Annotated in this window: 17 protein-coding genes and 3 rRNA genes; 17 read left to right on the plus strand and 3 right to left on the minus strand. The window is 34.9% G+C overall.

Annotated elements, in window-relative coordinates; translation table 11 throughout:
- Nucleotides 1–58: 58 nt before the first annotated feature.
- The gene (locus tag C7J89_RS05030) at nt 59–1,987 is read right to left on the minus strand and encodes an IucA/IucC family protein (RefSeq protein ID WP_103295870.1); all 1,929 of its coding nucleotides are present in this window, start codon (nt 1,985–1,987) and stop codon (nt 59–61) included.
- Between the two features lie 103 nt (nt 1,988–2,090).
- Between C7J89_RS05030 and C7J89_RS05035 the strand changes: the two genes are divergently transcribed.
- The 7 genes from C7J89_RS05035 to C7J89_RS05065 all read left to right on the plus strand — a co-directional run bounded on the left by C7J89_RS05035 (nt 2,091) and on the right by C7J89_RS05065 (nt 10,724).
- Nucleotides 2,091–3,269: an MFS transporter gene (locus tag C7J89_RS05035; protein WP_103295869.1), complete on the plus strand. Its 1,179-nt coding sequence runs from the start codon at nt 2,091–2,093 to the stop codon at nt 3,267–3,269.
- On the plus strand, nt 3,262–5,019 hold the full coding sequence (locus tag C7J89_RS05040) for an IucA/IucC family protein (RefSeq protein WP_103295868.1): 1,758 nt from the start codon (nt 3,262–3,264) through the stop codon (nt 5,017–5,019). The genes C7J89_RS05035 and C7J89_RS05040 overlap by 8 nt, the downstream gene beginning before the upstream one ends.
- Nucleotides 5,020–5,023: 4 nt before the next feature.
- Nucleotides 5,024–6,085, plus strand: a complete 1,062-nt coding sequence (locus C7J89_RS05045; RefSeq protein ID WP_103295867.1) for an alanine racemase — start codon at nt 5,024–5,026, stop codon at nt 6,083–6,085.
- 84 nt (nt 6,086–6,169) lie between these two features.
- The gene (locus C7J89_RS05050; protein ID WP_061853458.1) at nt 6,170–7,177 is read left to right on the plus strand and encodes an ABC transporter substrate-binding protein; all 1,008 of its coding nucleotides are present in this window, start codon (nt 6,170–6,172) and stop codon (nt 7,175–7,177) included.
- An 11-nt stretch (nt 7,178–7,188) separates the two neighbouring features.
- Nucleotides 7,189–8,220, plus strand: coding sequence for a FecCD family ABC transporter permease (locus C7J89_RS05055; RefSeq protein ID WP_061853457.1), 1,032 nt, complete (start codon nt 7,189–7,191; stop codon nt 8,218–8,220).
- Nucleotides 8,217–9,179 carry a FecCD family ABC transporter permease gene (locus C7J89_RS05060; protein ID WP_061853456.1) on the plus strand — a complete coding sequence of 321 codons (963 nt, stop codon included), beginning with the start codon at nt 8,217–8,219 and terminating at the stop codon, nt 9,177–9,179. Before C7J89_RS05055 ends, C7J89_RS05060 begins: the two co-directional genes overlap by 4 nt.
- A 168-nt stretch (nt 9,180–9,347) precedes the next feature.
- The gene (locus C7J89_RS05065; protein ID WP_106884392.1) at nt 9,348–10,724 is read left to right on the plus strand and encodes a YjiH family protein; all 1,377 of its coding nucleotides are present in this window, start codon (nt 9,348–9,350) and stop codon (nt 10,722–10,724) included.
- Nucleotides 10,725–10,790: 66 nt separating this feature from the next.
- Here the strand turns inward: C7J89_RS05065 and C7J89_RS05070 are convergent, their stop codons facing one another.
- Both C7J89_RS05070 and C7J89_RS05075 read right to left on the minus strand, forming a co-directional pair.
- Nucleotides 10,791–11,111 carry a heme oxygenase gene (locus C7J89_RS05070; protein ID WP_103295656.1) on the minus strand — a complete coding sequence of 107 codons (321 nt, stop codon included), beginning with the start codon at nt 11,109–11,111 and terminating at the stop codon, nt 10,791–10,793.
- Nucleotides 11,112–11,245: 134 nt separating this feature from the next.
- Nucleotides 11,246–11,506 carry a SunI/YnzG family protein gene (locus C7J89_RS05075; protein WP_061853453.1) on the minus strand — a complete coding sequence of 87 codons (261 nt, stop codon included), beginning with the start codon at nt 11,504–11,506 and terminating at the stop codon, nt 11,246–11,248.
- 177 nt (nt 11,507–11,683) lie between these two features.
- Here C7J89_RS05075 and C7J89_RS05080 point away from each other — a divergent pair, with 177 nt between their 5' ends.
- From C7J89_RS05080 to rrf, 10 genes are all read left to right on the plus strand, one after another.
- Nucleotides 11,684–12,193 carry a metal-dependent hydrolase gene (locus C7J89_RS05080; RefSeq protein WP_061853452.1) on the plus strand — a complete coding sequence of 170 codons (510 nt, stop codon included), beginning with the start codon at nt 11,684–11,686 and terminating at the stop codon, nt 12,191–12,193.
- 107 nt (nt 12,194–12,300) lie between these two features.
- A complete protein-coding gene (locus C7J89_RS05085; RefSeq protein WP_103295655.1) occupies nt 12,301–13,491 on the plus strand; it encodes a UTP--glucose-1-phosphate uridylyltransferase in 1,191 nt (396 codons plus the stop codon).
- Nucleotides 13,492–13,505: 14 nt separating this feature from the next.
- A complete protein-coding gene (gene trhA / locus C7J89_RS05090) occupies nt 13,506–14,192 on the plus strand; it encodes a PAQR family membrane homeostasis protein TrhA (protein ID WP_061853450.1) in 687 nt (228 codons plus the stop codon).
- Between the two features lie 179 nt (nt 14,193–14,371).
- Complete coding sequence (gene sdrM, locus C7J89_RS05095; RefSeq protein WP_103295654.1) at nt 14,372–15,712, plus strand: multidrug efflux MFS transporter SdrM; 1,341 nt, start codon at nt 14,372–14,374, stop codon at nt 15,710–15,712.
- 165 nt (nt 15,713–15,877) lie between these two features.
- Entirely contained in the window at nt 15,878–16,333 is a 456-nt protein-coding gene (locus C7J89_RS05100; RefSeq protein WP_061853448.1) for a SepA family multidrug efflux transporter, read from the plus strand.
- Between the two features lie 25 nt (nt 16,334–16,358).
- Nucleotides 16,359–17,798, plus strand: a complete 1,440-nt coding sequence (locus C7J89_RS05105) for an MDR family MFS transporter (protein ID WP_103295653.1) — start codon at nt 16,359–16,361, stop codon at nt 17,796–17,798.
- A 177-nt stretch (nt 17,799–17,975) separates the two neighbouring features.
- Nucleotides 17,976–19,037 carry an Mrp/NBP35 family ATP-binding protein gene (locus tag C7J89_RS05110; protein WP_103296085.1) on the plus strand — a complete coding sequence of 354 codons (1,062 nt, stop codon included), beginning with the start codon at nt 17,976–17,978 and terminating at the stop codon, nt 19,035–19,037.
- A gap of 485 nt (nt 19,038–19,522) precedes the next feature.
- Nucleotides 19,523–21,074 (plus strand): 16S ribosomal RNA (locus tag C7J89_RS05115).
- 276 nt (nt 21,075–21,350) lie between these two features.
- Nucleotides 21,351–24,273, plus strand: a 23S ribosomal RNA gene (locus tag C7J89_RS05120).
- Between the two features lie 74 nt (nt 24,274–24,347).
- Nucleotides 24,348–24,462, plus strand: a 5S ribosomal RNA gene (gene rrf / locus C7J89_RS05125).
- The 16S, 23S and 5S rRNA genes sit together here, the layout of an rRNA operon.
- Nucleotides 24,463–24,467: the final 5 nt, after the last annotated feature.

A 24,467-nucleotide genomic window follows, 5' to 3' on the forward strand; every position in this document is an offset into this window, starting at 1 on the left:
GCCGAAACGGAACTACAAACGTTTCTTTTAAAAATAAGATTTCGTCTCGCTCCCAAATTTAGTTCTGTCGATAAAGTGGGTTAGATACTTTAACATACGTATAGTAATCAGCTTCGTCAACTAGACGCATTGTTGTTACACACTTATAATCTATTTCTTTAGCGAAAATGATAGCTTTAAATTCTTCTATATTTTCTTTTGTTGTTACAGATTGTGCTATTGCGTCGATATTTTCAGCTAAAATATCACTTAATTTACGCCATACGTTTGATTCAAAATTAGAATCTGTAGCTGCTTTTGCCACCGTTAAAATAAATTCACCTAAATGATTTTGTACAGTAGAATAAAATGCTTTATTAAATACTGTTTGTTGTTTATCAGTAAGAATGAGTGATGAATTATGGAAGTTTGAAGTACTATAGCCCATATCAGCTAACTGATTCTTATCTATTCTTAAGCCTTCGAAATCTCTTATATAAATCTTGTTAAGTGAACCATCTTTATTAATAGCAACAATAGCATTTTGTAAATGAGCTTCTAACGCTATCCCATACTTAGCAACTAACGGTATTACTAAATTGAATAATTGCTGTCCATAATGAGTTAGCCATGCATATGCTGCTTCATCAAAATCATTGAATTGATAATTTTTCATATATTGGTTGATGATGGTTTCTAAAGGTGAAGTTTGATTATAATGATGAGCACTTACTAAACTAGAAGCGATAACAGGTGTCGCGTCATTATCAATAAGTTGATAAATATTTTTTCTAAATAATGTGCCTAATTGTTCGCTACGTTGACGTTGTTTATCACCATCATTTGTATTGTAAAAGTGGATACCTGCTAATTCATCGACGGTAGTAGCTTGAATATTATCGAATAAATCATCTTTAGTTAAAATTTGATTTAATATTTGAGTTACTAATGGTCCATTATACGTCGTTTGTTCAGATAAAGTTCTGATTTCACCGGTAATGTGTACATTAGTAGCTAGTTTGATATGTGGTAAAACATTTGGATACTTTGGCATTAATGTTCTAAATGATAAGCCAGAGTAATAGGTAACATCGTAATCAAGTAAAATAAAATAATCGCTTGATATTAAATCTGTATATTCTTCTTTTAAAATACGCTCATATTGCCAAGGATGTATAACAATAATATTAAAATTGGCAAGTTGATCAGCGCTAATTTTATTTAATACAGAAGTTTCAAGACCATCAAATTGTGCAAATAACATTTCATTAAATGAGCCTTGTTGTGATTGCGTACGAGATAAGTCTTTATGTAATAAAGCAAATTTTAATGTCAATGGTGTGCCAAATTCAGATGAATAATTAATCGTTTCTTCTGGTGTCAAACCTTTACGTAATTTAGCGCCTGGATGAAGCGGATGGCCTTCAATGACAGCTTGTTCTGATCTTAAATAACTATCTTCAGCATGTTCGATAAGCTGCCATAGTTCTGTATGATCATTTTCAAAGGTAAGCGCCTGAAAGCTAATGGCTAACGCTAAGTTTGCAGCGCTATTAATCATGTCCGCATTAAATTGTTCGCTGGCACTATTATTTAATTCTGGTAATTCGATTAAAATGCAATCTAATACTTCTGATGGATGTAAAATACGTTTGCATTTATTATCCTCTATAAAATAAAAAGGACCTTCAACATCTAAACGATTAAAGGCAAATGAACCAGATATTGGGGCGATAATTGTTTTATTTACTTTAGGATAATTAATTTTAAGTACTTTTGGTTGTGATGTTGAAATGTCGTAAGATAAATCACTAACATCTAAGATAGTGCTATAGAGATGACATTGTGCTAAGTTTTCTCTATACATTGACGTTATTAGTCGTTGCGTAATTTTATCACGACTTGTCATAACTGTTTCTTTATATTTAGTCGCCCATGCTGGATTAGTTGAAGTTAAATATTCATAAGCATGACGTTCATCTTCAGTTAATTCAATTTGCAGATTCATAATGCACCTCTAAAAAATTATTTTACAAATGTATATTATATTTGTATAATCCATAATATCGATAATGATAATTATTATCAATTAAAAAGATGGGTGGATTTTCATGGCTAAGTACTTTTTTCCTAGTTCATTTCTTTTGTTTTTAGGAAATTGGATAGGACAGATTACTTTAAATTGGTATGTCTTTAGTTTATACCATAATGCAATATATTTGGGATTAATAAATTTTTTCAGATTAATACCCATTCTAATTTTAAGTTTATGGGCTGGTAATTTAGCCGATAAATATAATAAAGCTACCTTAATCAAAATAACGATTTCGTTATCATTTATTTTAACGAGTTTATTATGCATACTCAACATATCGTTAGATAAATTACCGATAATAATATTTTTAATTTATTCATTAGGTAGAGGGATACTTAGTGCAATTGAGACACCGATAAGACAATCGGCGTTGCCTAACCTTAGTTCCAAATTATCAACTACACAAGCAGTATCTTATCATTCATTTATAATTAATATTTGTCGTTCTATTGGACCAGCAATTGCAGGTTTTATTGTTGCAACCTATAATTCACAAGTTTCATTTGTTATTCAAGCAATTTGTTACTTGTTAGCTGCGCTGGTTTGCTTACCAATTAGTTTTAAAGACGATGATCAAATACCAACAAGTAAAACATTATCATTAAAAGTAGTAACTGATTACTTCAAAGAAAATCTAGTTGGCGCAAGAATTTTTATTACCTCATTGTTAATCATGGCTACAGGTTTTTCATTTAGTACATTATTACCTGTGTTAACTGATAAAAACTTTCCGAATCAAGCAGCAATTTTCGGTACAGCTATGACTTGTAGTGCAATTGGAGGTATTATTTCGACAGTAGTATTACCTAATATTTTAAATAAATTATCAATCGTTCAAGTTTATTACGGTAGTTCTATTTTATTTGGTATCGCATTATTAGGAACGATGATATCTAATACATATACATTATTTATTTCAATATTTTTAATTGGTTTGTTCAGTCAATGGGCGAGAACTACGAATAGAATTTATTTTCAAGAACGTGTAAGTACTGAAAATCGAGGTAAAATAATAAGTGTAATAATGATGGATCGAGGAATGATTCCATTAGGTTCTATGTTAATGAGTTTTATTGCTAATTATTTTGGTATTATACAAACATTTATGATTATGGGTCTAAGCACATTATCAATTGCACTTATTTTTAGCCTTATTAATAACAGAAAAAAGTTGGAGGACCTAATTTATGATTAGCTCAGCGTGGGACTTAGCAGATTTAAACATACAACATAGAGTAATGAATGCAATAATTAAAGAAGAAATATTTCCAGAAGGATTAATGTTTAGCGAGCATAACAACCAAGTTAATTTGCAATATAAAGGTCGAGCGCTTGTACTAGATGTTGAAAGAAAGAGTATTATGCAACGTTATGTTTTTAATGGTAAACCAACTTATAAATGCGGTAATACCCAATACTCAATTAATGATCTAGAGCAATTGATTAACATTTTAACTTATGAATTTGATATTAATATTCAGGAGCGGCTCAAAGAAGAATTATTATCTAGCAGAGATGGCTTCGAGATAACTTATCAAAACTTTGAAAATAGAGAAAAACATATACATTCAAGTTTACGTTTTACAAGAATGCCAGAAATCATTAATTTTTTCGCTTGGTTACAACATATAACTGCAGAGAGCGATTTGAATGATTTGAGTTACTCTGAAAGTCTTGTGTTAGAAGGTCATCCAACCCATCCTTTATCAAAAACAAAGTTGCCATTAACGCAAGATGAAATGAAAAAGTATGCGCCAGAATTTGAAAAAGTTATACCACTTAAACTTATGTTAATCCATAAAAATAAAGCCGTACCAACAACTATGGAAGACGATGAACAATTTATATTAGACAGCGTATTACCTGAATATAAATATAGATTAAAAGCATTTTTAGAGCCGTATAATCTTAAACTTAAAGATTATCAATTAATTTTAGTACATCCTTGGCAATATGATAATGTTATTGTGAACGAATTTAAGTCATGGATTAAGGATCAATACCTATTGCCGACGCCTTTTGAAATTCCATCTAAAGCGACATTGTCATTTAGAACAATGGAATTAATTAATAAACCGTTTCATATAAAATTGCCAGTCAGTATACAGATGACTAGTGCAATTAGAACTGTTGGACCAGTAACGACTATAGATGGTCCACGCCTTAGCTATGAATTACAGTCCATGTTGGATATATATCCTCAGTTACAAGTAGCAACAGAACCATATGGTATTTATGCGGATACTGAAGAATCTTTAGCTAAACAATTAGCGTGTATTGTTAGAAGAAAGCCGATTTTTGTACGAAACGGCGTAACAATAGTAACAGCGAGCCTAGTTAATAAAAATCCAATAGATAATAAATATATCGTCGACAGTTATCTTGAATGGATAGATAATGGGGTTGATAAAAACACTATACAAAAATTTATATTTCATTATGCCGATACATTAATCAAACCACTAATAGCTTACATCCAAGACTATGGCATAGCATTAGAAGCACATATGCAAAATACAGTAGTTAATTTAGGATATGATTATCAAATGGCATTTATTGTGAGAGATTTAGGTGGTTCTAGAATAGATTTAAATACAATGCATGAACGTTTACCAAACGTGGAAATTAATAATAAAAGTTTAATTGGTGAATCAATTGAAGCGGTTATTGAGAAATTCCAACATGCAGTGATTCAAAATCAGATCGCAGAATTAATTCATCACTTTAACCAATACGATGATGTAGACGAACAAGGATTATTTAAAATTGTGCAAAGTATCGTTGACGATGCAATAGATGATAATAAACGTCATGCTACTGAATTAAGAAAGATTTTATTTGGAGAGACAATTACTGTAAAAGCCTTATTAAGAATGAGAATGGAAGATAAGGTCAAAAAATATGTTACTACAGAATTAACTAACCCATTAAGAAGAGAGGTGTAAAGTTATGGTGCAATTACAAATTAATTTATCTAAAATTCAATACAATGCTAAAGTATTAATGTCTACATTAGCTGAGCATGATATTAACTTTACACCTGTAATCAAATGTGTAGCAGGGGATAAAAAAATTATAGAAGTATTAAAACATATTGGATTAACTCATTTCGCAGAAGCGCGTATGGATAATGTAAATAAATCATTAGACGAAGATGTATCTTTCACAATAATAAGGAACGTAAGTCAAAGTGAGTTAGAGGACGTTGTTCTTAAAAGTAAAATGAGTATTCAAACTGAAATCACTACAATTAGAAAAATAAATGAAATAGCTAAACAACATCATAAAAAACATCAAATATTGCTGATGATTGATTGGAAAGATGCACGAGAAGGTATTTTGACTTATGATGTTATCGACTATATTCAAGAAATAATATCTATGCATCATATTTGTTTATCGGGCTTAGCATTTAATTTTATGTGTTTTAATGCAATTCCGCCTAATGACAATGATGTAGAAATGATTAATCAATTTGTTGCCTCAATTGAAAATGAAGTAGGATTTCGCTTCAAAATTATTTCTGGCGGTAATTCTAGTATGTTACCACAGATGTTTTATAATAATTTAGGTAAGATTAATGATTTACGTATTGGGGAAACGTTATTTAGAGGTGTTGATACGACAACAGATAAACCTATTGCGACGTTATTCCAAGATGCAATTACAATGGAAGCTGAAATAGTAGAAATCAAACCAAGAGTAGATATATCTACTGGTAAAAATTATTTGCAAGCCATACTAGATATAGGCTATTTAGATACTTTCGTGGATGAAATAGTGCCAATTAATAACAATATTACTGTGCTAGGTGCTACAAGTGACCATGTAATGATTGATTTACAAAATTGTGATCATTATCAAGTAGGGGATAGTATTAACTTTGCGTTAGGCTATAGAGCTTTAGCTCAAAGTATGTATGCCGATAATGTACCGAAACATTATGTAGAAGATTCAGGCATTCAATTAATGAATGAGCACTTCATAGAGCAACAATTAAATAGTTATTAAATAAATTTAAATTTATATTGACAATGATAATCGTTATCAATACAATTGAATATGTGATGTGATACATATTTAAGGAGTGAAACGATGAAGCATAAAGTCAAATTCATAAGTGTTATGTTTTTAGCATTATCATTGTTATTAGTAGCAGCATGTGGAACGGTTAGTAATAACGATTCCAAGAAATCTAGCAACAAGAGTGACTCTAAAGAAACAGTCTCTATAAAAAATGATGGAGGCACAACTGAAGTTAAGAAAAACCCTAAAAAAGTTGTAGCATTAGAATTTTCATTCGTTGATGCACTTGCAGCATTAGGTATTAAACCTGTAGGCGTTGCAGACGATGGCGATAAAAATAGAATACTTGAACCAATTCGCGATAAAATTGGTGACTACAAATCAGTAGGTGCTCGTAAACAACCTAACTTAGAAGAAATCAGCAATCAAAAACCAGACTTAATCATAGCTGATAGTAATCGACACAAAGGCATTAAGAAAGATTTAGAAAAAATTGCTCCAACTATTATGTTACCTAGCTTTGATAGTGATTATAAAGACAACATTGAAGCATTCAAAACAATTGCTAAAGCAGTAGGTAAAGAAGATAAAGGTAAAGAAAGACTTGATAAACACGAAAAATTAATGGATAAATACAGCAAAGAAATCACATTAGATAAAAAAGAAGCGGTATTACCTGCCGTTGCTTCTAAATCAGGTCTATTAGCTCACCCTGAAAATACATACGTAGGTCAGCTATTAAAAGAATTAGGTTTCAACAATGCTTTAAATAAGACAAAAACAGATAGTTTATCTAAATATCTAAAAGGTCCTTACCTACAATTAAATTCTGAAGTTCTTTCAGATATAAATCCTGGTAGAATGTTCATTATGACTGATAAAGGTAAAGACGATCCAGACTTGAAGAAACAAGAAAGTGATAAAGTTTGGAAAGATTTAGACGCAGTTAAGAATAATAGAGTCGAGGTAGTTGATAGAAACACATGGGCTCGTGCAAGAGGTATCATTTCATCAGAAGAAATCGCTAAAGAATTAGTTAAGGTTTCAAAAAATGAAAGTAAATCTCAAGATAAGTAAGGTGGAAAATAATGGCTAAATTAAATGTATTTAGCCAAACTAAGATTAAACAAGATAAGCCTAAGCGAGCCGCACTCATATTTATTGTGAGTGTGTGCTTGCTTTTTATCGTAATGTATTTAAACTTAGCTATTGGCTCATCGCATATTACAACACGCGATATTTTCAGTTATTTTACAGGACATACAAATACGAAAGCGACATTTTTAGTACACAATGTTCGCATGCCTAGAATGATAGGTGGATTATTAATTGGTGCAGCATTAGCTTTAGCAGGTTTATTAATGCAGGCGATGACCCGAAATCCATTAGCTTCACCACAAATTTTTGGTGTGAATTCAGGTGCGTCATTCGTAATTGTATTAATTACATTAGCGATACCATCATTATCATCGATTTCAACAATTTTAGCGTTTATTGGTGCGTTTATTGGCGGGTTAACCGTTTATTTATTATCAGGTTCTACGCAGAAAATTACACCAATTAAATTGGCACTTGCAGGTATGGCAGTGCACTTGTTTTTTTCTAGCATGACTCAAGGTCTTATTTTATTAAATGAAGATTCTACGACTACGGTTATGTTTTGGCTTGTTGGTTCATTATCTACCATTAAATGGGTACAAGTAATGAATATCTTACCGTGGTTAGTTATAGCATTTGTAGTAACTATATTGATGGGAAGACAACTGTCAATATTAGAGTTAGGCGAGGATTTGGCAAAAGGATTAGGACAAAAAATACAATTAATACGTATCATGATTGGCATACTTGTTATTGTTTTAGCAGGTACATCGGTGTCGATTGCAGGTCCAATTGGTTTTGTAGGACTCATTGTACCGCATATTGTTAAGCATTATGTCAGTAGGAATTATTTATTGATGATTCCTTTATCAATGATAATTGGCGCAGATTTATTATTAGTATCAGATGTTCTAAGTCGATTAATTGCTTTTCCTTTCGAATCACCAGTTGGTATCGTTACATCATTTTTAGGAGCGATATACTTCTTAGCAATTACCATTAGAGGAGTAGATCGACTATGACAAACAAATTTTTATTTCGTTACATAACAGTTAGTATTCTTTTAATTTTAAGTACGATTTTATCTTTAGCTGTTGGTGCAGTATTTATTAATCCAATAGACGTGATAAAAGACGTATTTGCACATAGCAATTTTATTATAAATGAGTATCGCATGCCTAGAATGCTACTAGCACTTATTGTCGGTAGTAGTTTATCAATATCTGGTGCACTTATTCAGGGTGTTGTTAGAAATCCGCTTGCTTCACCAGATGTAATTGGTATTACGAAAGGTGCCAGTTTAACAGCGGTAATTATTATTATGCTTTTCCCATCAGCACCATTATTTATTTTACCTTTTGGTTCGTTCGCTGGCGCGTTAATCATTAGTGTATTATTAACTTTCTGTATTACAAAACTAAATGTAAAAGGCTCTAAGTTAGCTTTAATCGGTTTAGCCATTGGCGCGATTTGTACAGCAATCGTGCAATATTTATTAATTAGAAATCCACTAGATGCAAATAATGCATTAGTATGGTTAACAGGAAGCCTATATGGTCATAACATGAACAATGTAGTGGCTTTATTACCATGGTTTATCGTGACACTGCCTATTATTTTTTATTACAGCTTTCAACTGGATATTCTTAACCTAGGCGATGATGTGGCTATGGCTTTAGGTGCTAGAGTTAAACATGTCAAAGTGGTGTTATTACTTTTAGCTGTTATATTAGCCGGTGCTTCTATTTCAGTCGTAGGCGGACTTACATTTTTAGGTTTATTAGCACCACATATTGCACGTTCATTAGTAGGACCAAAACATATTCATGTCGTAACAATGTCTGGTTTAATAGGGGCATTATTATTAGTTGTTAGTGATACATTAGCTCGTGGTATACATCCTCCATTAGATATCCCTGTAGGTGTTATCGTTACGATAGTTGGAGCACCATATTTTTTATATTTATTAAGAAAGATGTAGGGTATAATAACAATAATAATGTATATTTAACTTCTCATTTGATAATCTAGTTATAATCAAGAAAATATATAACTTGGGCTATTTACATAAATATACATATTAAGTTATAATTATTGCTGCATTATGGAGATGATAGAAAATAAACGACACCAAAGGGAGATGAAGCTAATGAATCAATATAGTAGGTCGCAAATTATTAAAGGTCGTTTGAAGTTTATAATTATGTCGCTTATAGGTATAATCTTATTTTTATTACCTATTACGGTGACGAATGATGATGGCAAGAAAGAAACAACTTTAACAGTCGCATTTTTAGCTGGTGTGTTAAAAGATTTAATTGGAGGCGCGATGCCAATTATTATTGTAACGATTATCACACTCTCTGGAATATTAACATTAATATGTTCTACAATTTTAAAAAATAAATTAAATCCAAATGGATTAATGTATAATGCTTTTAATGTAAAATGGGTTTGGCTTATTTTAAGATTGTTAGCTGTCGTATTTGTATGGATTACATATTTAAAAATAGGGACAAAAGTTATTTATTCTGAGGATACTGGTGCATTAATATTTACAAGTTTATTACCAACATTAGTAACGGTATTTCTTTTTGCGGCATTATTCCTGCCACTATTAATGGAATATGGTTTGCTTGAATTGTTAGGTCCTATATTTAGACCGATTATGAGACCACTCTTTACATTACCTGGACGTTCTACTGTAGATAATTTAGCTTCATTTATTGGTGATGGCACAGTGGGAGTGCTTATAACTAGTAAACAGTATGAAGGTGGCTTTTATTCAAAAAGAGAAGCTACAGTCATTGCGACAACGTTTAGTGTCGTGTCTTTAACTTTTGCCATTGTGGTAGCACAAACTGTACATATGCAAAACCATTTCTTCTACTTCTATTTAACGGTTATTGTGTCATGTTTAGTTTTAGCCGTTATTACACCAAGAGTATGGCCGTTACGTTCGGTTAAAGATGTCTATGCAAAAGAAGTTCCAGAGGAAATGCGTACTGAGAAATTGCCAGAAGGTAAAACTGCATTAGGGCATGGATTTGATATGGCTACAGAAACTGGTATCAAAGCACCGGGATTTAGAGCGTTCTTTAAATCAGGTTTCAAAACAGTGATTGATATGTGGTTTGTCATATTACCTGTTGTTATGAGTATTGGTACTTTAGCGACAATTATAGCTAACTACACACCACTATTTGCAATCATTGGTAAACCATTTGTACCATATTTAGAATTATTGCAAATCCCGGAGGCAGCACATGCTTCTGAAACTATAATTATCGGTTTCGCAGATATGTTCTTACCTTCAATACTTATTGAAGGTGCCAATAGCAATATTACTTTATTTGTTATCGGGGCGCTGAGTATAACACAACTTATATATCTGTCAGAAGTAGGTGGAGTAATTTTAGGTTCTAAAATTCCGGTCAGTATATTTAAGTTATTTGTGATTTTCCTTATTCGTACAATTATCGCTTTACCTATAATTGCGTTAATGGCACATTTATACTTTAGCTAAATATTATTTTATACAGTTTAAAGAAAAGTACGCATCCTTATTAGGGTGCGTACTTTTTTTAAAAAATTAATTATTATCTAATGTTGATAATACATTTGCTTTTACGATTTTATTACCTAAGACTGGTGATTCTTCTTTATTTGAACTATCCTTTTTACTATGTGCTTCTTTAAAGGCATCGCTATGTAACCAATTTTTGAAATCTTCTTCAGTTTCCCACCATGTATTTACATACATTTGATCATAGTCTTCAGAATCGTCGATTTGCCAAACTTCGATACGATGAAATCCAGGTAATTCTTTTATTTTTTCACCTGATGTGAATTTACTAGCCATTTTTGCTGCAAATCCTTTTTTTACGTCAATGCGATTTGTTACTACGTACATAATAGTCACCACCATGATTGATTTTATAAAGTTAATTATAATTTTATAATAGAAAGTTCTCTTTCTATAGTCAACATAAAAGGCATATAAAATGAGACGATAGCTAGGGATTAGACACCGTCTCATTTTATATATTATTTAGTTAATTCGTTATAAACTTTTTGATCGTTTTGAGTATAGATAATGTATTCATGATCTGCTGTATCGATAATAACTCTGTTTGTTTTACCGAAAGTTGAACCAATTCTGGAAACTTTTTCTCTGTCTAGTTTAGGAATAGCATGAATATTTTGATCTTGAGAAATGTTTTTAATTTCGTTGTTAGGAATTTTGATATCTGCAACTCTCCATTGAATTCTAACTTCATTATTATCTTTTTTTACTGTCATTGCCATATCTAGAACACATCCTTATAAATATTTTGTAGCTACATCATATAATAAAATGGAATCGTTTTCAAGTTATTATGTGATACTTTTTATTTAATGTGTCATACTTTAATCATTTTGCGAAAGTATGTTCGCTTAAAATAAGCGTATGTGATAAAATATGTACATTAAGGAGAAGTGATAATGACAGGGAAAACGCATGCTTCGTGTGGTATTTTAGTAGGGGCTTTAGCCATTGAATATTATAAGACGGATTTGTTTACATCAGTAACGATAGTCGTATTAGCTGTTATTGCTAGTTTGTTACCAGATATCTGTCATACGCAAAGTAAAATTGGACGTAAGATTAGAATAGTGAGTTTTTTTATTCGATTACTTTTTGGTCATCGAACCTTTACACATTCAATTTTATTTATAGTTATAATAGGATTAGGTCTCTATGTAATACAGACACCACAATATTATTTTATGACGATAATTACTGGGTTGATTTCACATGTTATACTAGATATGTTAACGCCTAAAGGTGTGAAGTTGTTTTATCCTATACCTTTAACTGTTAAATTACCGATAACTTTTAAAACAGGTGGCTTAGTAGATTTATCGTTGGCTTCTGCACTTATAATAGGAAGTCTATATACTTTGTTTAAATCTAATATAGATGATTTAATTAAATATTTTATAAGTTATTAGTTGTTATATTAATTAATATGCTTTATCGTACATACAGTGTTTTTATATTAATGTATTTTATATAGTTTAGTTATTTCTAGTACATTAGAAATGTTAGGAGAGAATAAATGTTGGATAAAAAAGAACTAGACAAATTCAATCAAGGTCATTTGGTGGAATTCGAAAAGTTAATGAGTTCAAATGAAAAGGCACAACTAAATGACAAGGTTAAATCACTTGATTTAGAACAAATTCAAAATTTATACCAATCATTATATGTAAATAAAAAAGTCATTGAAGATGTATCTTCAGTACAAGAAGTTAAATATGAAAGAAAAGCTGACTTTTCACAACAAATGTTGGAAAGCTATGAACAACAAGGGATACAAGCCATTAAAAATGGCAAGTTTGCAGTTGTGTTGATGGCTGGTGGTCAAGGGACACGTCTCGGATATAAAGGACCAAAAGGGTCATTCGAAATTGAAAACGTCAGTTTATTTGAATTACAAGCCAAGCAATTATTAGACTTACAAGCTAAAACAGGGACAACTGTAGATTGGTACATTATGACGAGTAATATTAACGACAGAGAAACAAGATTGTTCTTTGAAGATAAAAGTTATTTTGGTTACGACAGTGATCATGTACATTTCTTTATACAAGATAATGTCGTTGCACTTTCTGAGGAAGGTAAATTAGTTTTAGATGTGAATGGTAAAATATTAGAAACACCAAACGGCAATGGCGGGATATTTAAATCACTAGAAAAAGCTGGCTATTTAGCTGACATGAGTGCAGCTGGTGTAGAATATATTTTCTTAAACAATATCGATAACGTTTTAGTTAAAGTACTAGACCCAGCGTTTGCGGGATATGTAGATGCCCACGGTAAAGATGTATCAACTAAATCGATTCAACCTAAAAAAGGTGAAAGTGTCGGACGCTTAGTCAACGTTGACCATAAAGATACAGTTTACGAATATTCAGAGCTGTCTGAAGACACTGCTAACGAAATTAATAATGCTAATATTGGTATTCATGCGTTCAAACTGTCATTTATCAAAAATGTAGTTGACCGAGACTTACCTTATCATCTTGCCGTTAAGAACTTAAAACAGTTAGATGAAGATTTTGGTGTGATCGAACAACCGACACTTAAATTTGAACTGTTTTATTTTGATATTTTCAAATATGCGAATAGTTTTATTACATTGCAAGTTGATAGAAACGAAGAGTTTTCACCTCTTAAAAATAAAGAAGGCAAAGATAGTGTAGAAACTGCTACTCAAGATTTAAAACGTATGAACATCATAAAATAAGGGTGATTGATTGAATGAACGAATATACAAACGACAAGAATAACCATAAAATCATGGAAACTTTTAAAGATATTATCCCTTTATCATTTGGTGAAGAAATAGGTAATGCAGCCTCTCATGGTATTGCTGCATTTCTAACATTATGTGTATTGCCTTATGCAGCAGTACGCAGTTACATACATGGTGATGCATTACTTGCATTCAGTGTTTCAGTTTTTGTAATTAGTATATTTTTAATGTTTATATCATCAACGGTTTATCATGCCATGGCGAACAATTCTGCACATAAATATATTATGAGAATTATAGATCATAGTATGATTTATGTAGCTATTGCCGGCACATACACACCTATTTGTTTATCACTTATCGGTGGATGGATGGGTTGGACAGCTATGATTGTATTATGGGGGATCACGATTTGGGGCATTTTATACAAATCATTGGCTAAACATGTTAATCATAAATTAAGTCTTATAATGTATTTAGTTATGGGTTGGATTGGTATCATCTTCGTCCCTACAATCATTGCACATACTTCAATTATGTTTATGTTGTTTATACTTTTTGGTGGTATTGCTTATACAATCGGCGCTTGGTTTTATGCACAAAAAAACAAACCTTATTTTCATATGATATGGCATATATTTATAATATTAGCTTCTGTATTTCATTTTGTAGGCATCGTTTACTTCATGTAAAAGATAGATGTTTTACATGAAGTATATTAAACGACCAGCATCCTTTCATTTAAAGATAGGGTGCTGTTTTAATTTTTTATATAGGTCATCGGTATTATTTTCGAGTTTTACTATTGCACGTTGTTGGTAAAAATGGTTAAGTAATGTGTGGTAATTTTTTAGGAAGAAGCGGTGAGATTATGAATTTAAAATCTATAGGAATTGTTGTCGCATTGATTTTAATCATGTTTATGTCAGCGATCGAAACGTCTATTGTTTCATTAGCGCTACCTACAATAAAACATAATTTCAATGCAGGTGGTTTAGCATCTTTAGTTTTTGCAGTTTATTTTATAGCAATCGTCATTGCAAACCCTATAGTAGGTGAAGCGTTAGATCGTTTAAAAATTAGCTATATAACAATATTTGGGTTACTCTTATTTTCAATCGGTAGTTTATTTTCTGGTTTAAGTGGCTCGTTTTCTATGTTGATAATATCTCGCTTTGTTCAAGGGTTAGGTGCTGGCGTAATGATGGCACTAAGTCAAATTGTTCCTAAGTTAGCTTTTGAGATTCCACTTAGATATAAAATTATGGGAACTGTAGGAAGTGTATGGGGCATATCAAGTATTGTAGGTCCTTTAATAGGTGGCACAATTTTACAATTTTTATCATGGCACTGGTTATTTTTTATTAATTTGCCAATTGCAGCTATCGCAATCATACTTGTGTTACTAACGTTCCACTTTAAAAATGAAACAAATGCATCTAAAACGGATAGAAAATTAGATGTCAAAGGAATGACCGTATTTTACATAATGATATTCGCGTTTTTATTTGCAGTAATGAATAAAGAGCATTTGATACTTAATCTTTTTTCAATAATAATCACCATCATCATTGGTTATATTCTTTATCGATATGAAAAAAGTTTAAATAAGCCATTTATTCCAGTGACTGAATTTAATAAAACAATAGTCGTTATTTTTGCTACTGATTTTATCTATGCAATGATACTTATGGGTTATAACATTTATATGCCAGTTTACTTACAAGAACAGTTACACCTTTCTCCGCTACAGAGTGGCTTTGTTGTATTCCCAATATCTATAGCATGGCTAATTTTGAACTTCTCATTAGACAAATTAGAATTGAAATTTTCAAGAAGAGGACTTTATTTATTTGCTTTTACCTTATTAATAGTTTGCGGCGTCTTAATACTATTGGTGAAAGAAATACCATTATTTATTGCCTTTAGTCTATTATTAGCTGGTGTCAGTTTTGGTACAGTATATACAAAAGATAGTGTCATTACACAAGAAGAAACCAGCCCACAACATATGAAACGCATGATGTCTCTCTATACTTTAACTAAAAGTTTGGGTAGTTCTATAGGATCAACAGTGATGGGTTATGTATATTACTTGTCATTATCGTTCGTTAAGTTCAATATTTATAATGTTATTATGCTTACTTTTGTCTTATTAATCGCACTCGTCATATTGTGGCTAGTGACACAACATAAAGAAAGTATGAGATAGACAAATAAAGAGTAATTGAATTGAAGTTAATTCTTAGTTAGTATTATAATGACTATTATTAGTATTTAACTTATGAATAGATTTATTAAAAGTTATACTTATTTAACAAGAAAATGAACCTGGTTGATATTTTGCTATAGCACTTAATAGGAGGGCAAAGATGCTATGAAGTTTATAAAGTACTTTTTCACAACGCTAATTGTTCTCACTATTTTTGTAATATCAGGTGCCATCTTTCTAACTTTCTTAGGCTTTGGTCTGTTTGGACTAAGCCGTATTCTTATTTACTTTCATTTGGCCTATTTTGGATATAATCGAGGTTTTTACGACAATTTATTATATTATGGTAGCTATATCGTTTTTGGTTACTTTACGTTATTTGCAGTTGAAAATTTAATGGATTATTTCAGAAAAAAACTGAGTAATAATCCATATTTTCAAGGTTTAACTTATCATTTAATAACTTTTGTCGTAACCACTTTGCTTTTTTATTTCGTTGTCCACATTCACTACACTTATATCAACATAGAATTCTGGGTAATCGTAGTCATTATGGGACTATTGTTTATTTGTAAAGAAGTATTTTATCCAGATAGTAAAGATTTAAATCAAAAAAAATAACCGAGTTACTGAAAGGAGTGACTGGATGCCCTCGCAATCTATATCTAATTCACAAAGAAACATGATTGTTGCGGTAATGATCGTCAGTGCGTTTGTTGCTATATTAAACCAAACATTACTAAATACGGCATTACCTCAAATAATGAAAGGTCTAAATATTTCCGAAAACACTTCACAATGGTTGGTTACGGGTTTTATGCTTGTTAATGGTGTTATGATACCTTTAACAGCTTTCTTAATGGATAAAATTAAAACACGTCCACTTTATTTAATAGCTATGGGCGTATTTTTAATTGGTTCAATCGTCGCTGCACTTGCACCAAACTTTGGTGTATTAATGTTAGCTCGTGTAATTCAAGCAATGGGTGCAGGTATTATCATGCCATTAATGCAATTTACATTGTTTATGTTATTCCCTAAAAGTAAACGTGGTTTTGCAATGGGGTTAGCAGGTTTAGTTATCCAATTCGCACCTGCTATTGGACCTACTTTATCAGGTTTAGTAATTGATGCTACAAGTTGGAGAATGCCATTTATAATTGTTGTAGGAGTGGCGTTATTAGGATTTATATTCGGAGCTATTTTCATAAGAAGTTACAATGAAACCAAGGATACAAAACTAGATAAAAGATCTGTTGTATATTCTACTTTAGGCTTCGGAATTTTACTTTATTCATTTAGTAGTGCAGGTAATCTAGGATTTTCTAGTCCTATTGTTATTATTGCGCTTATAGTCAGCATCTTTATAATTGGTGCATTTATTAGACGACAATTAAATATAGACAATCCATTATTAAATTTAGTCGTATTTAAAAGTAGAGTTTTCACGTTAACGACTGCTTCATCTATGATTGTTATGATGGGGATGGTAGGGCCAGCATTGTTAATTCCATTATATGTACAAAATGCATTAGGCTTATCTGCATTTTTATCTGGTTTGGTTATTATGCCTGGTGCAATTATTAACGGTATAATGTCTATATTTACTGGTAAGTTTTATGATAAATATGGTGCACGTCCATTAATCTTAACTGGATTTACATTATTTTTAATACTTACTATATTACTTTGTTTCCTAACGGTTGAAACATCTTATATGTATTTAATTATTGTATATGCATTAAGAATGTTTTCGGTATCATTATTAATGATGCCATTAAATACGGCTGGTATTAATTCATTGAGAAACAAAGATATTTCACATGGTACTGCTATTAGTAACTTTGGTCGTGTTACAGCAGGTTCATTAGGTACTGCGCTTATGGTTACTTTTATGACGGTAGGGGCGAAAATTTTTGCACCTAAACCAACGGCACATGAGAGTAAAGACTTATTACAACGTCAAGCTATAGCAGGTGGTGTAGATTTTGCCTTCGCTATCGTATCCGTACTCGTAGTTATTGGATTAATAATGGCTTGGTTTGTTAGAGAAGACAGAACGAATGTAAATACGAGAGAAATTTAATATATTTATGTTTATAAAAGAAGTTAGTTTATTAATTTTTTAATTGTGAGCTAACTTCTTTTTTCATATTAATTAAAATCTTATACTTACATTAAATTAATTATTACTATACATAGCTTATTGCAACGAGTTTTTGTTAGAATGATATTAATAATAACAATTTGAGGGGGATTTACTGTGTTGACAGTTGAACAAGTTAAAGAGCTTGTTGGAAATATAAATGATCCAATAATAAATGTACCATTATCAGAAAATGATGGTGTCGTTGAAGTCTCTATTAAAGAAGAAATTGAGCACGTTAGTGTTAAAGTTGCGATTGCACAATTAGGAGGTCAACCACAATTAGATCTTCAAATGAAAATCGTGGAAGCCTTAAAAGAAAATGGGGCAAACACGGTAGGTATAAGGTTTGAAGAACTTCCAGCTGATACAGTTGATAAATATAAAGGGTCATCTAGTGATCAACCACAAACTATTGAAGGACTGTTATCTAAAGATAACCCAGTAGAGTTTATTGCAATTGCATCAGGTAAAGGTGGCGTTGGTAAATCAACGGTAGCGGCTAACTTAGCAGTATCTTTAGCTAGAGAAGGCAAAAAAGTAGGACTAGTTGATGCTGATATTTATGGTTTTAGTATTCCTGACATGATGGGTATTAATGAAAGACCAGGCGTTGATGGTAAAGAAATCATCCCAGTTGAACGTTACGGTGTTAAAGTCATTTCAATGGCATTCTTTGTTGAAGAAAACGCACCAGTAATTTGGAGAGGACCTATGTTAGGTAAGATGTTAAATAATTTCTTTACGGAAGTACGTTGGGGAGATTTAGATTATTTACTATTAGACTTACCACCTGGAACAGGGGATGTCGCATTAGATGTGCATACAATGTTATCATCTAGTAAAGAAATTATTGTTACAACACCACATCCAACTGCAGCATTTGTAGCAGCAAGAGCAGGTGCAATGGCGAAACATACAGAACATTCTATTCTTGGGGTTATTGAAAACATGTCCTATTTCGAAAGTAAAGAAACAGGTAATAAAGAATATGTATTTGGTACAGGTGGTGGCGAAAAATTAGTAGAAGAATTAAAAACTGACCTCTTAGGTAAATTACCATTAGCGCAACCTTCATGGGATCCACAAGATTTTGCACCTTCTATATATCAAGAAACAGATGATTTAGGCAAGATATATCAATCTATGGCTCAACAAATTATCGAAAAAACGCAATAGTTAAAGTAGAAAAGTACACAATTTATTGTGTGCTTTTCTATTGCATTTTGTAGATTTGGTGGTAGAATAGTTCTTTGTGAGCCAATAGTAAATAGTTGATAACTAAAGTATTGTTGCTCAACAAAAAAATATTAAAAAGTAGTTGACTTAAACATCGCTATTTGATAATATATAAAAGTCGTCAAAAACGACAAAAATATTATTCAATTTTTTCTTGAAAGTGTAAAATTTATTCTTGATAAAATTAAAATAAAATTTTAAAATAATAAAGTATTCTTAATTACAACTTCAAAAACAAATTAATTTTTGATTGACAAAACAATGGTTTGTATGGTAAATTTGTAAAGCGAATATTTAAATGAACATTGAAAACTGAATTGCAATATGTCAACGTTAATTCCAAACACAACGATATAATCGTTGGTTTAAACGTGTTAGGGATAACACATAATTAGTATTTATGAGCTAATCAAACATCATAATTTTTTATGGAGAGTTTGATCCTGGCTCAGGATGAACGCTGGCGGCGTGCCTAATACATGCAAGTCGAGCGAACAGATAAGGAGCTTGCTCCTTTGACGTTAGCGGCGGACGGGTGAGTAACACGTGGGTAACCTACCTATAAGACTGGAATAACTTCGGGAAACCGAAGCTAATGCCGGATAACATGTAGAACCGCATGGTTCTACAGTGAAAGATGGCCTTGCTATCACTTATAGATGGACCCGCGCCGTATTAGCTAGTTGGTAAGGTAACGGCTTACCAAGGCAACGATACGTAGCCGACCTGAGAGGGTGATCGGCCACACTGGAACTGAGACACGGTCCAGACTCCTACGGGAGGCAGCAGTAGGGAATCTTCCGCAATGGGCGAAAGCCTGACGGAGCAACGCCGCGTGAGTGATGAAGGTCTTCGGATCGTAAAGCTCTGTTATTAGGGAAGAACAAGTGCGTAAGTAACTGTGCGCACCTTGACGGTACCTAATCAGAAAGCCACGGCTAACTACGTGCCAGCAGCCGCGGTAATACGTAGGTGGCAAGCGTTATCCGGAATTATTGGGCGTAAAGCGCGCGTAGGCGGTTTCTTAAGTCTGATGTGAAAGCCCACGGCTCAACCGTGGAGGGTCATTGGAAACTGGGAGACTTGAGTGCAGAAGAGGAAAGTGGAATTCCATGTGTAGCGGTGAAATGCGCAGAGATATGGAGGAACACCAGTGGCGAAGGCGACTTTCTGGTCTGTAACTGACGCTGATGTGCGAAAGCGTGGGGATCAAACAGGATTAGATACCCTGGTAGTCCACGCCGTAAACGATGAGTGCTAAGTGTTAGGGGGTTTCCGCCCCTTAGTGCTGCAGCTAACGCATTAAGCACTCCGCCTGGGGAGTACGACCGCAAGGTTGAAACTCAAAGGAATTGACGGGGACCCGCACAAGCGGTGGAGCATGTGGTTTAATTCGAAGCAACGCGAAGAACCTTACCAAATCTTGACATCCTTTGACCACTCTGGAGACAGAGCTTTCCCCTTCGGGGGACAAAGTGACAGGTGGTGCATGGTTGTCGTCAGCTCGTGTCGTGAGATGTTGGGTTAAGTCCCGCAACGAGCGCAACCCTTAAGCTTAGTTGCCATCATTAAGTTGGGCACTCTAAGTTGACTGCCGGTGACAAACCGGAGGAAGGTGGGGATGACGTCAAATCATCATGCCCCTTATGATTTGGGCTACACACGTGCTACAATGGACAATACAAAGGGCAGCTAAACCGCGAGGTCATGCAAATCCCATAAAGTTGTTCTCAGTTCGGATTGTAGTCTGCAACTCGACTACATGAAGCTGGAATCGCTAGTAATCGTAGATCAGCATGCTACGGTGAATACGTTCCCGGGTCTTGTACACACCGCCCGTCACACCACGAGAGTTTGTAACACCCGAAGCCGGTGGAGTAACCATTATGGAGCTAGCCGTCGAAGGTGGGACAAATGATTGGGGTGAAGTCGTAACAAGGTAGCCGTATCGGAAGGTGCGGCTGGATCACCTCCTTTCTAAGGATATATTCGGAACATCTTCTACGAAGATGAAACGGAATAACGTAGACATATTGTATTCAGTTTTGAATGCTCATAGAGTATTCAAAGATTGTACATTGAAAACTAGATAAGTAAGTAAAATATAGATTTTACCAAGCAAAACCGAGTGAATTAGAGTTTTAAAAAGCTTGAATTCAAACTAAAATAATCGCTAGTGTTCGAAAGAACACTCACAGATTAATAACATTTTGGGTTTTGAGTTAGACGTTATGTTTGACTTAAAAACAAAAAGATTAAGTTATTAAGGGCGCACGGTGGATGCCTTGGCACTAGAAGCCGAAGAAGGACGTTACTAACGACGATATGCTTTGGGGAGCTGTAAGTAAGCTTTGATCCAGAGATTTCCGAATGGGGAAACCCAACACGAGTCATGTCGTGTTATCAACATGTGAATACATAGCATGTTAGAAGGCATACCCGGAGAACTGAAACATCTTAGTACCCGGAGGAAGAGAAAGAAAAATCGATTCCCTGAGTAGCGGCGAGCGAAACGGGAACAGCCCAAACCAACAAGCTTGCTTGTTGGGGTTGTAGGACACTCTATACGGAGTTACAAAAGTTATTGTTAGACGAAGTATCTGGAAAGATACATCAAAGAAGGTAATAATCCTGTAGTCGAAAACGATAACCCTCTTGAGTGGATCCTGAGTACGACGGAGCACGTGAAATTCCGTCGGAATCTGGGAGGACCATCTCCCAAGGCTAAATACTCTCTAGTGACCGATAGTGAACCAGTACCGTGAGGGAAAGGTGAAAAGTACCCCGGAAGGGGAGTGAAAGAGAACTTGAAACCGTGTGCTTACAAGTAGTCAGAGCCCGTTAATGGGTGATGGCGTGCCTTTTGTAGAATGAACCGGCGAGTTACGATTTGATGCAAGGTTAAGCAGGAAATGTGGAGCCGTAGCGAAAGCGAGTCTGAATAGGGCGTTGAGTATTTGGTCGTAGACCCGAAACCAGGTGATCTACCCATGACCAGGTTGAAGTTCAGGTAACACTGAATGGAGGACCGAACCGACTTACGTTGAAAAGTGAGCGGATGAGTTGTGGGTAGCGGAGAAATTCCAATCGAACCTGGAGATAGCTGGTTCTCTCCGAAATAGCTTTAGGGCTAGCCTCAAGTGATGATTATTGGAGGTAGAGCACTGTTTGGACGAGGGGCCCTTCTCGGGTTACCGAATTCAGACAAACTCCGAATGCCAATCAATTTAACTTGGGAGTCAGAACATGGGTGATAAGGTCCGTGTTCGAAAGGGAAACAGCCCAGACCACCAGCTAAGGTCCCAAAATATATGTTAAGTGGAAAAGGATGTGGCGTTGCCCAGACAACTAGGATGTTGGCTTAGAAGCAGCCATCATTTAAAGAGTGCGTAATAGCTCACTAGTCGAGTGACACTGCGCCGAAAATGTACCGGGGCTAAACATATTACCGAAGCTGTGGATTGTCCGTAGGACAATGGTAGGAGAGCGTTCTAAGGGCGTTGAAGCATGATCGCAAGGACATGTGGAGCGCTTAGAAGTGAGAATGCCGGTGTGAGTAGCGAAAGACGGGTGAGAATCCCGTCCACCGATTGACTAAGGTTTCCAGAGGAAGGCTCGTCCGCTCTGGGTTAGTCGGGACCTAAGCTGAGGCCGATAGGCGTAGGCGATGGATAACAGGTTGATATTCCTGTACCACCTAAATTCGTTTTAAGCGATGGGGGGACGCAGTAGGATAGGCGAAGCGTGCTGTTGGAGTGCACGTCCAAGCAGTAAGACTGAGTGTTAGGCAAATCCGGCACTCATAAGGTCAAGCTGTGATGGGGAGAGGAAATTGTTTCCTCGAGTCGTTGATTTCACACTGCCAAGAAAAGCCTCTAGCTAGAATATTAGGTGCCCGTACCGCAAACCGACACAGGTAGTCAAGATGAGAATTCTAAGGTGAGCGAGCGAACTCTCGTTAAGGAACTCGGCAAAATGACCCCGTAACTTCGGGAGAAGGGGTGCTCTCTAGGGTTAACGCCCGGGAGAGCCGCAGTGAATAGGCCCAAGCGACTGTTTATCAAAAACACAGGTCTCTGCTAAACCGTAAGGTGATGTATAGGGGCTGACGCCTGCCCGGTGCTGGAAGGTTAAGAGGAGTGGTTAGCTTCTGCGAAGCTACGAATCGAAGCCCCAGTAAACGGCGGCCGTAACTATAACGGTCCTAAGGTAGCGAAATTCCTTGTCGGGTAAGTTCCGACCCGCACGAAAGGCGTAACGATTTGGGCACTGTCTCAACGAGAGACTCGGTGAAATCATAGTACCTGTGAAGATGCAGGTTACCCGCGACAGGACGGAAAGACCCCGTGGAGCTTTACTGCAGTCTGATATTGAAATTCGGCACAGTTTGTACAGGATAGGTAGGAGCCTTAGAAGCGTGAACGCTAGTTTACGTGGAGGCGTTGGTGGGATACTACCCTCGCTGTGTTGGATTTCTAACCCGCACCATTGATCATGGTGGGAGACAGTGTCAGATGGGCAGTTTGACTGGGGCGGTCGCCTCCTAAAGAGTAACGGAGGCGCTCAAAGGTTCCCTCAGAATGGTTGGAAATCATTCACAGAGTGTAAAGGCATAAGGGAGCTTGACTGCGAGACTTACAAGTCGAGCAGGGTCGAAAGACGGACTTAGTGATCCGGTGGTTCCGCATGGAAGGGCCATCGCTCAACGGATAAAAGCTACCCCGGGGATAACAGGCTTATCTCCCCCAAGAGTTCACATCGACGGGGAGGTTTGGCACCTCGATGTCGGCTCATCGCATCCTGGGGCTGTAGTCGGTCCCAAGGGTTGGGCTGTTCGCCCATTAAAGCGGTACGCGAGCTGGGTTCAGAACGTCGTGAGACAGTTCGGTCCCTATCCGTCGTGGGCGTAGGAAATTTGAGAGGAGCTGTCCTTAGTACGAGAGGACCGGGATGGACATACCTCTGGTGTACCAGTTGTCGTGCCAACGGCATCGCTGGGTAGCTATGTATGGACGGGATAAGTGCTGAAAGCATCTAAGCATGAAGCCCCCCTCAAGATGAGATTTCCCAACTTCGGTTATAAGATCCCTCAAAGATGATGAGGTTAATAGGTTCGAGGTGGAAGCATGGCGACATGTGGAGCTGACGAATACTAATCGATCGAAGACTTAATCAATTTAAATGTTTTGATTGGTAAAATGATATTTACTTACTATCTAGTTTTGAATGTATAACTTTTATACATCATTGTCTGGTGACAATGGCAAGGAGGTCACACCTGTTCCCATGCCGAACACAGAAGTTAAGCTCCTTAGCGCCGATGGTAGTCGGATTTACATCCCGCTAGAGTAGGACGTTGCCAGGCAATAT

It is taken from the genome of Staphylococcus kloosii (assembly GCF_003019255.1).
In the GTDB taxonomy this organism is placed as follows: Bacteria; Bacillota; Bacilli; order Staphylococcales; family Staphylococcaceae; genus Staphylococcus; species Staphylococcus kloosii.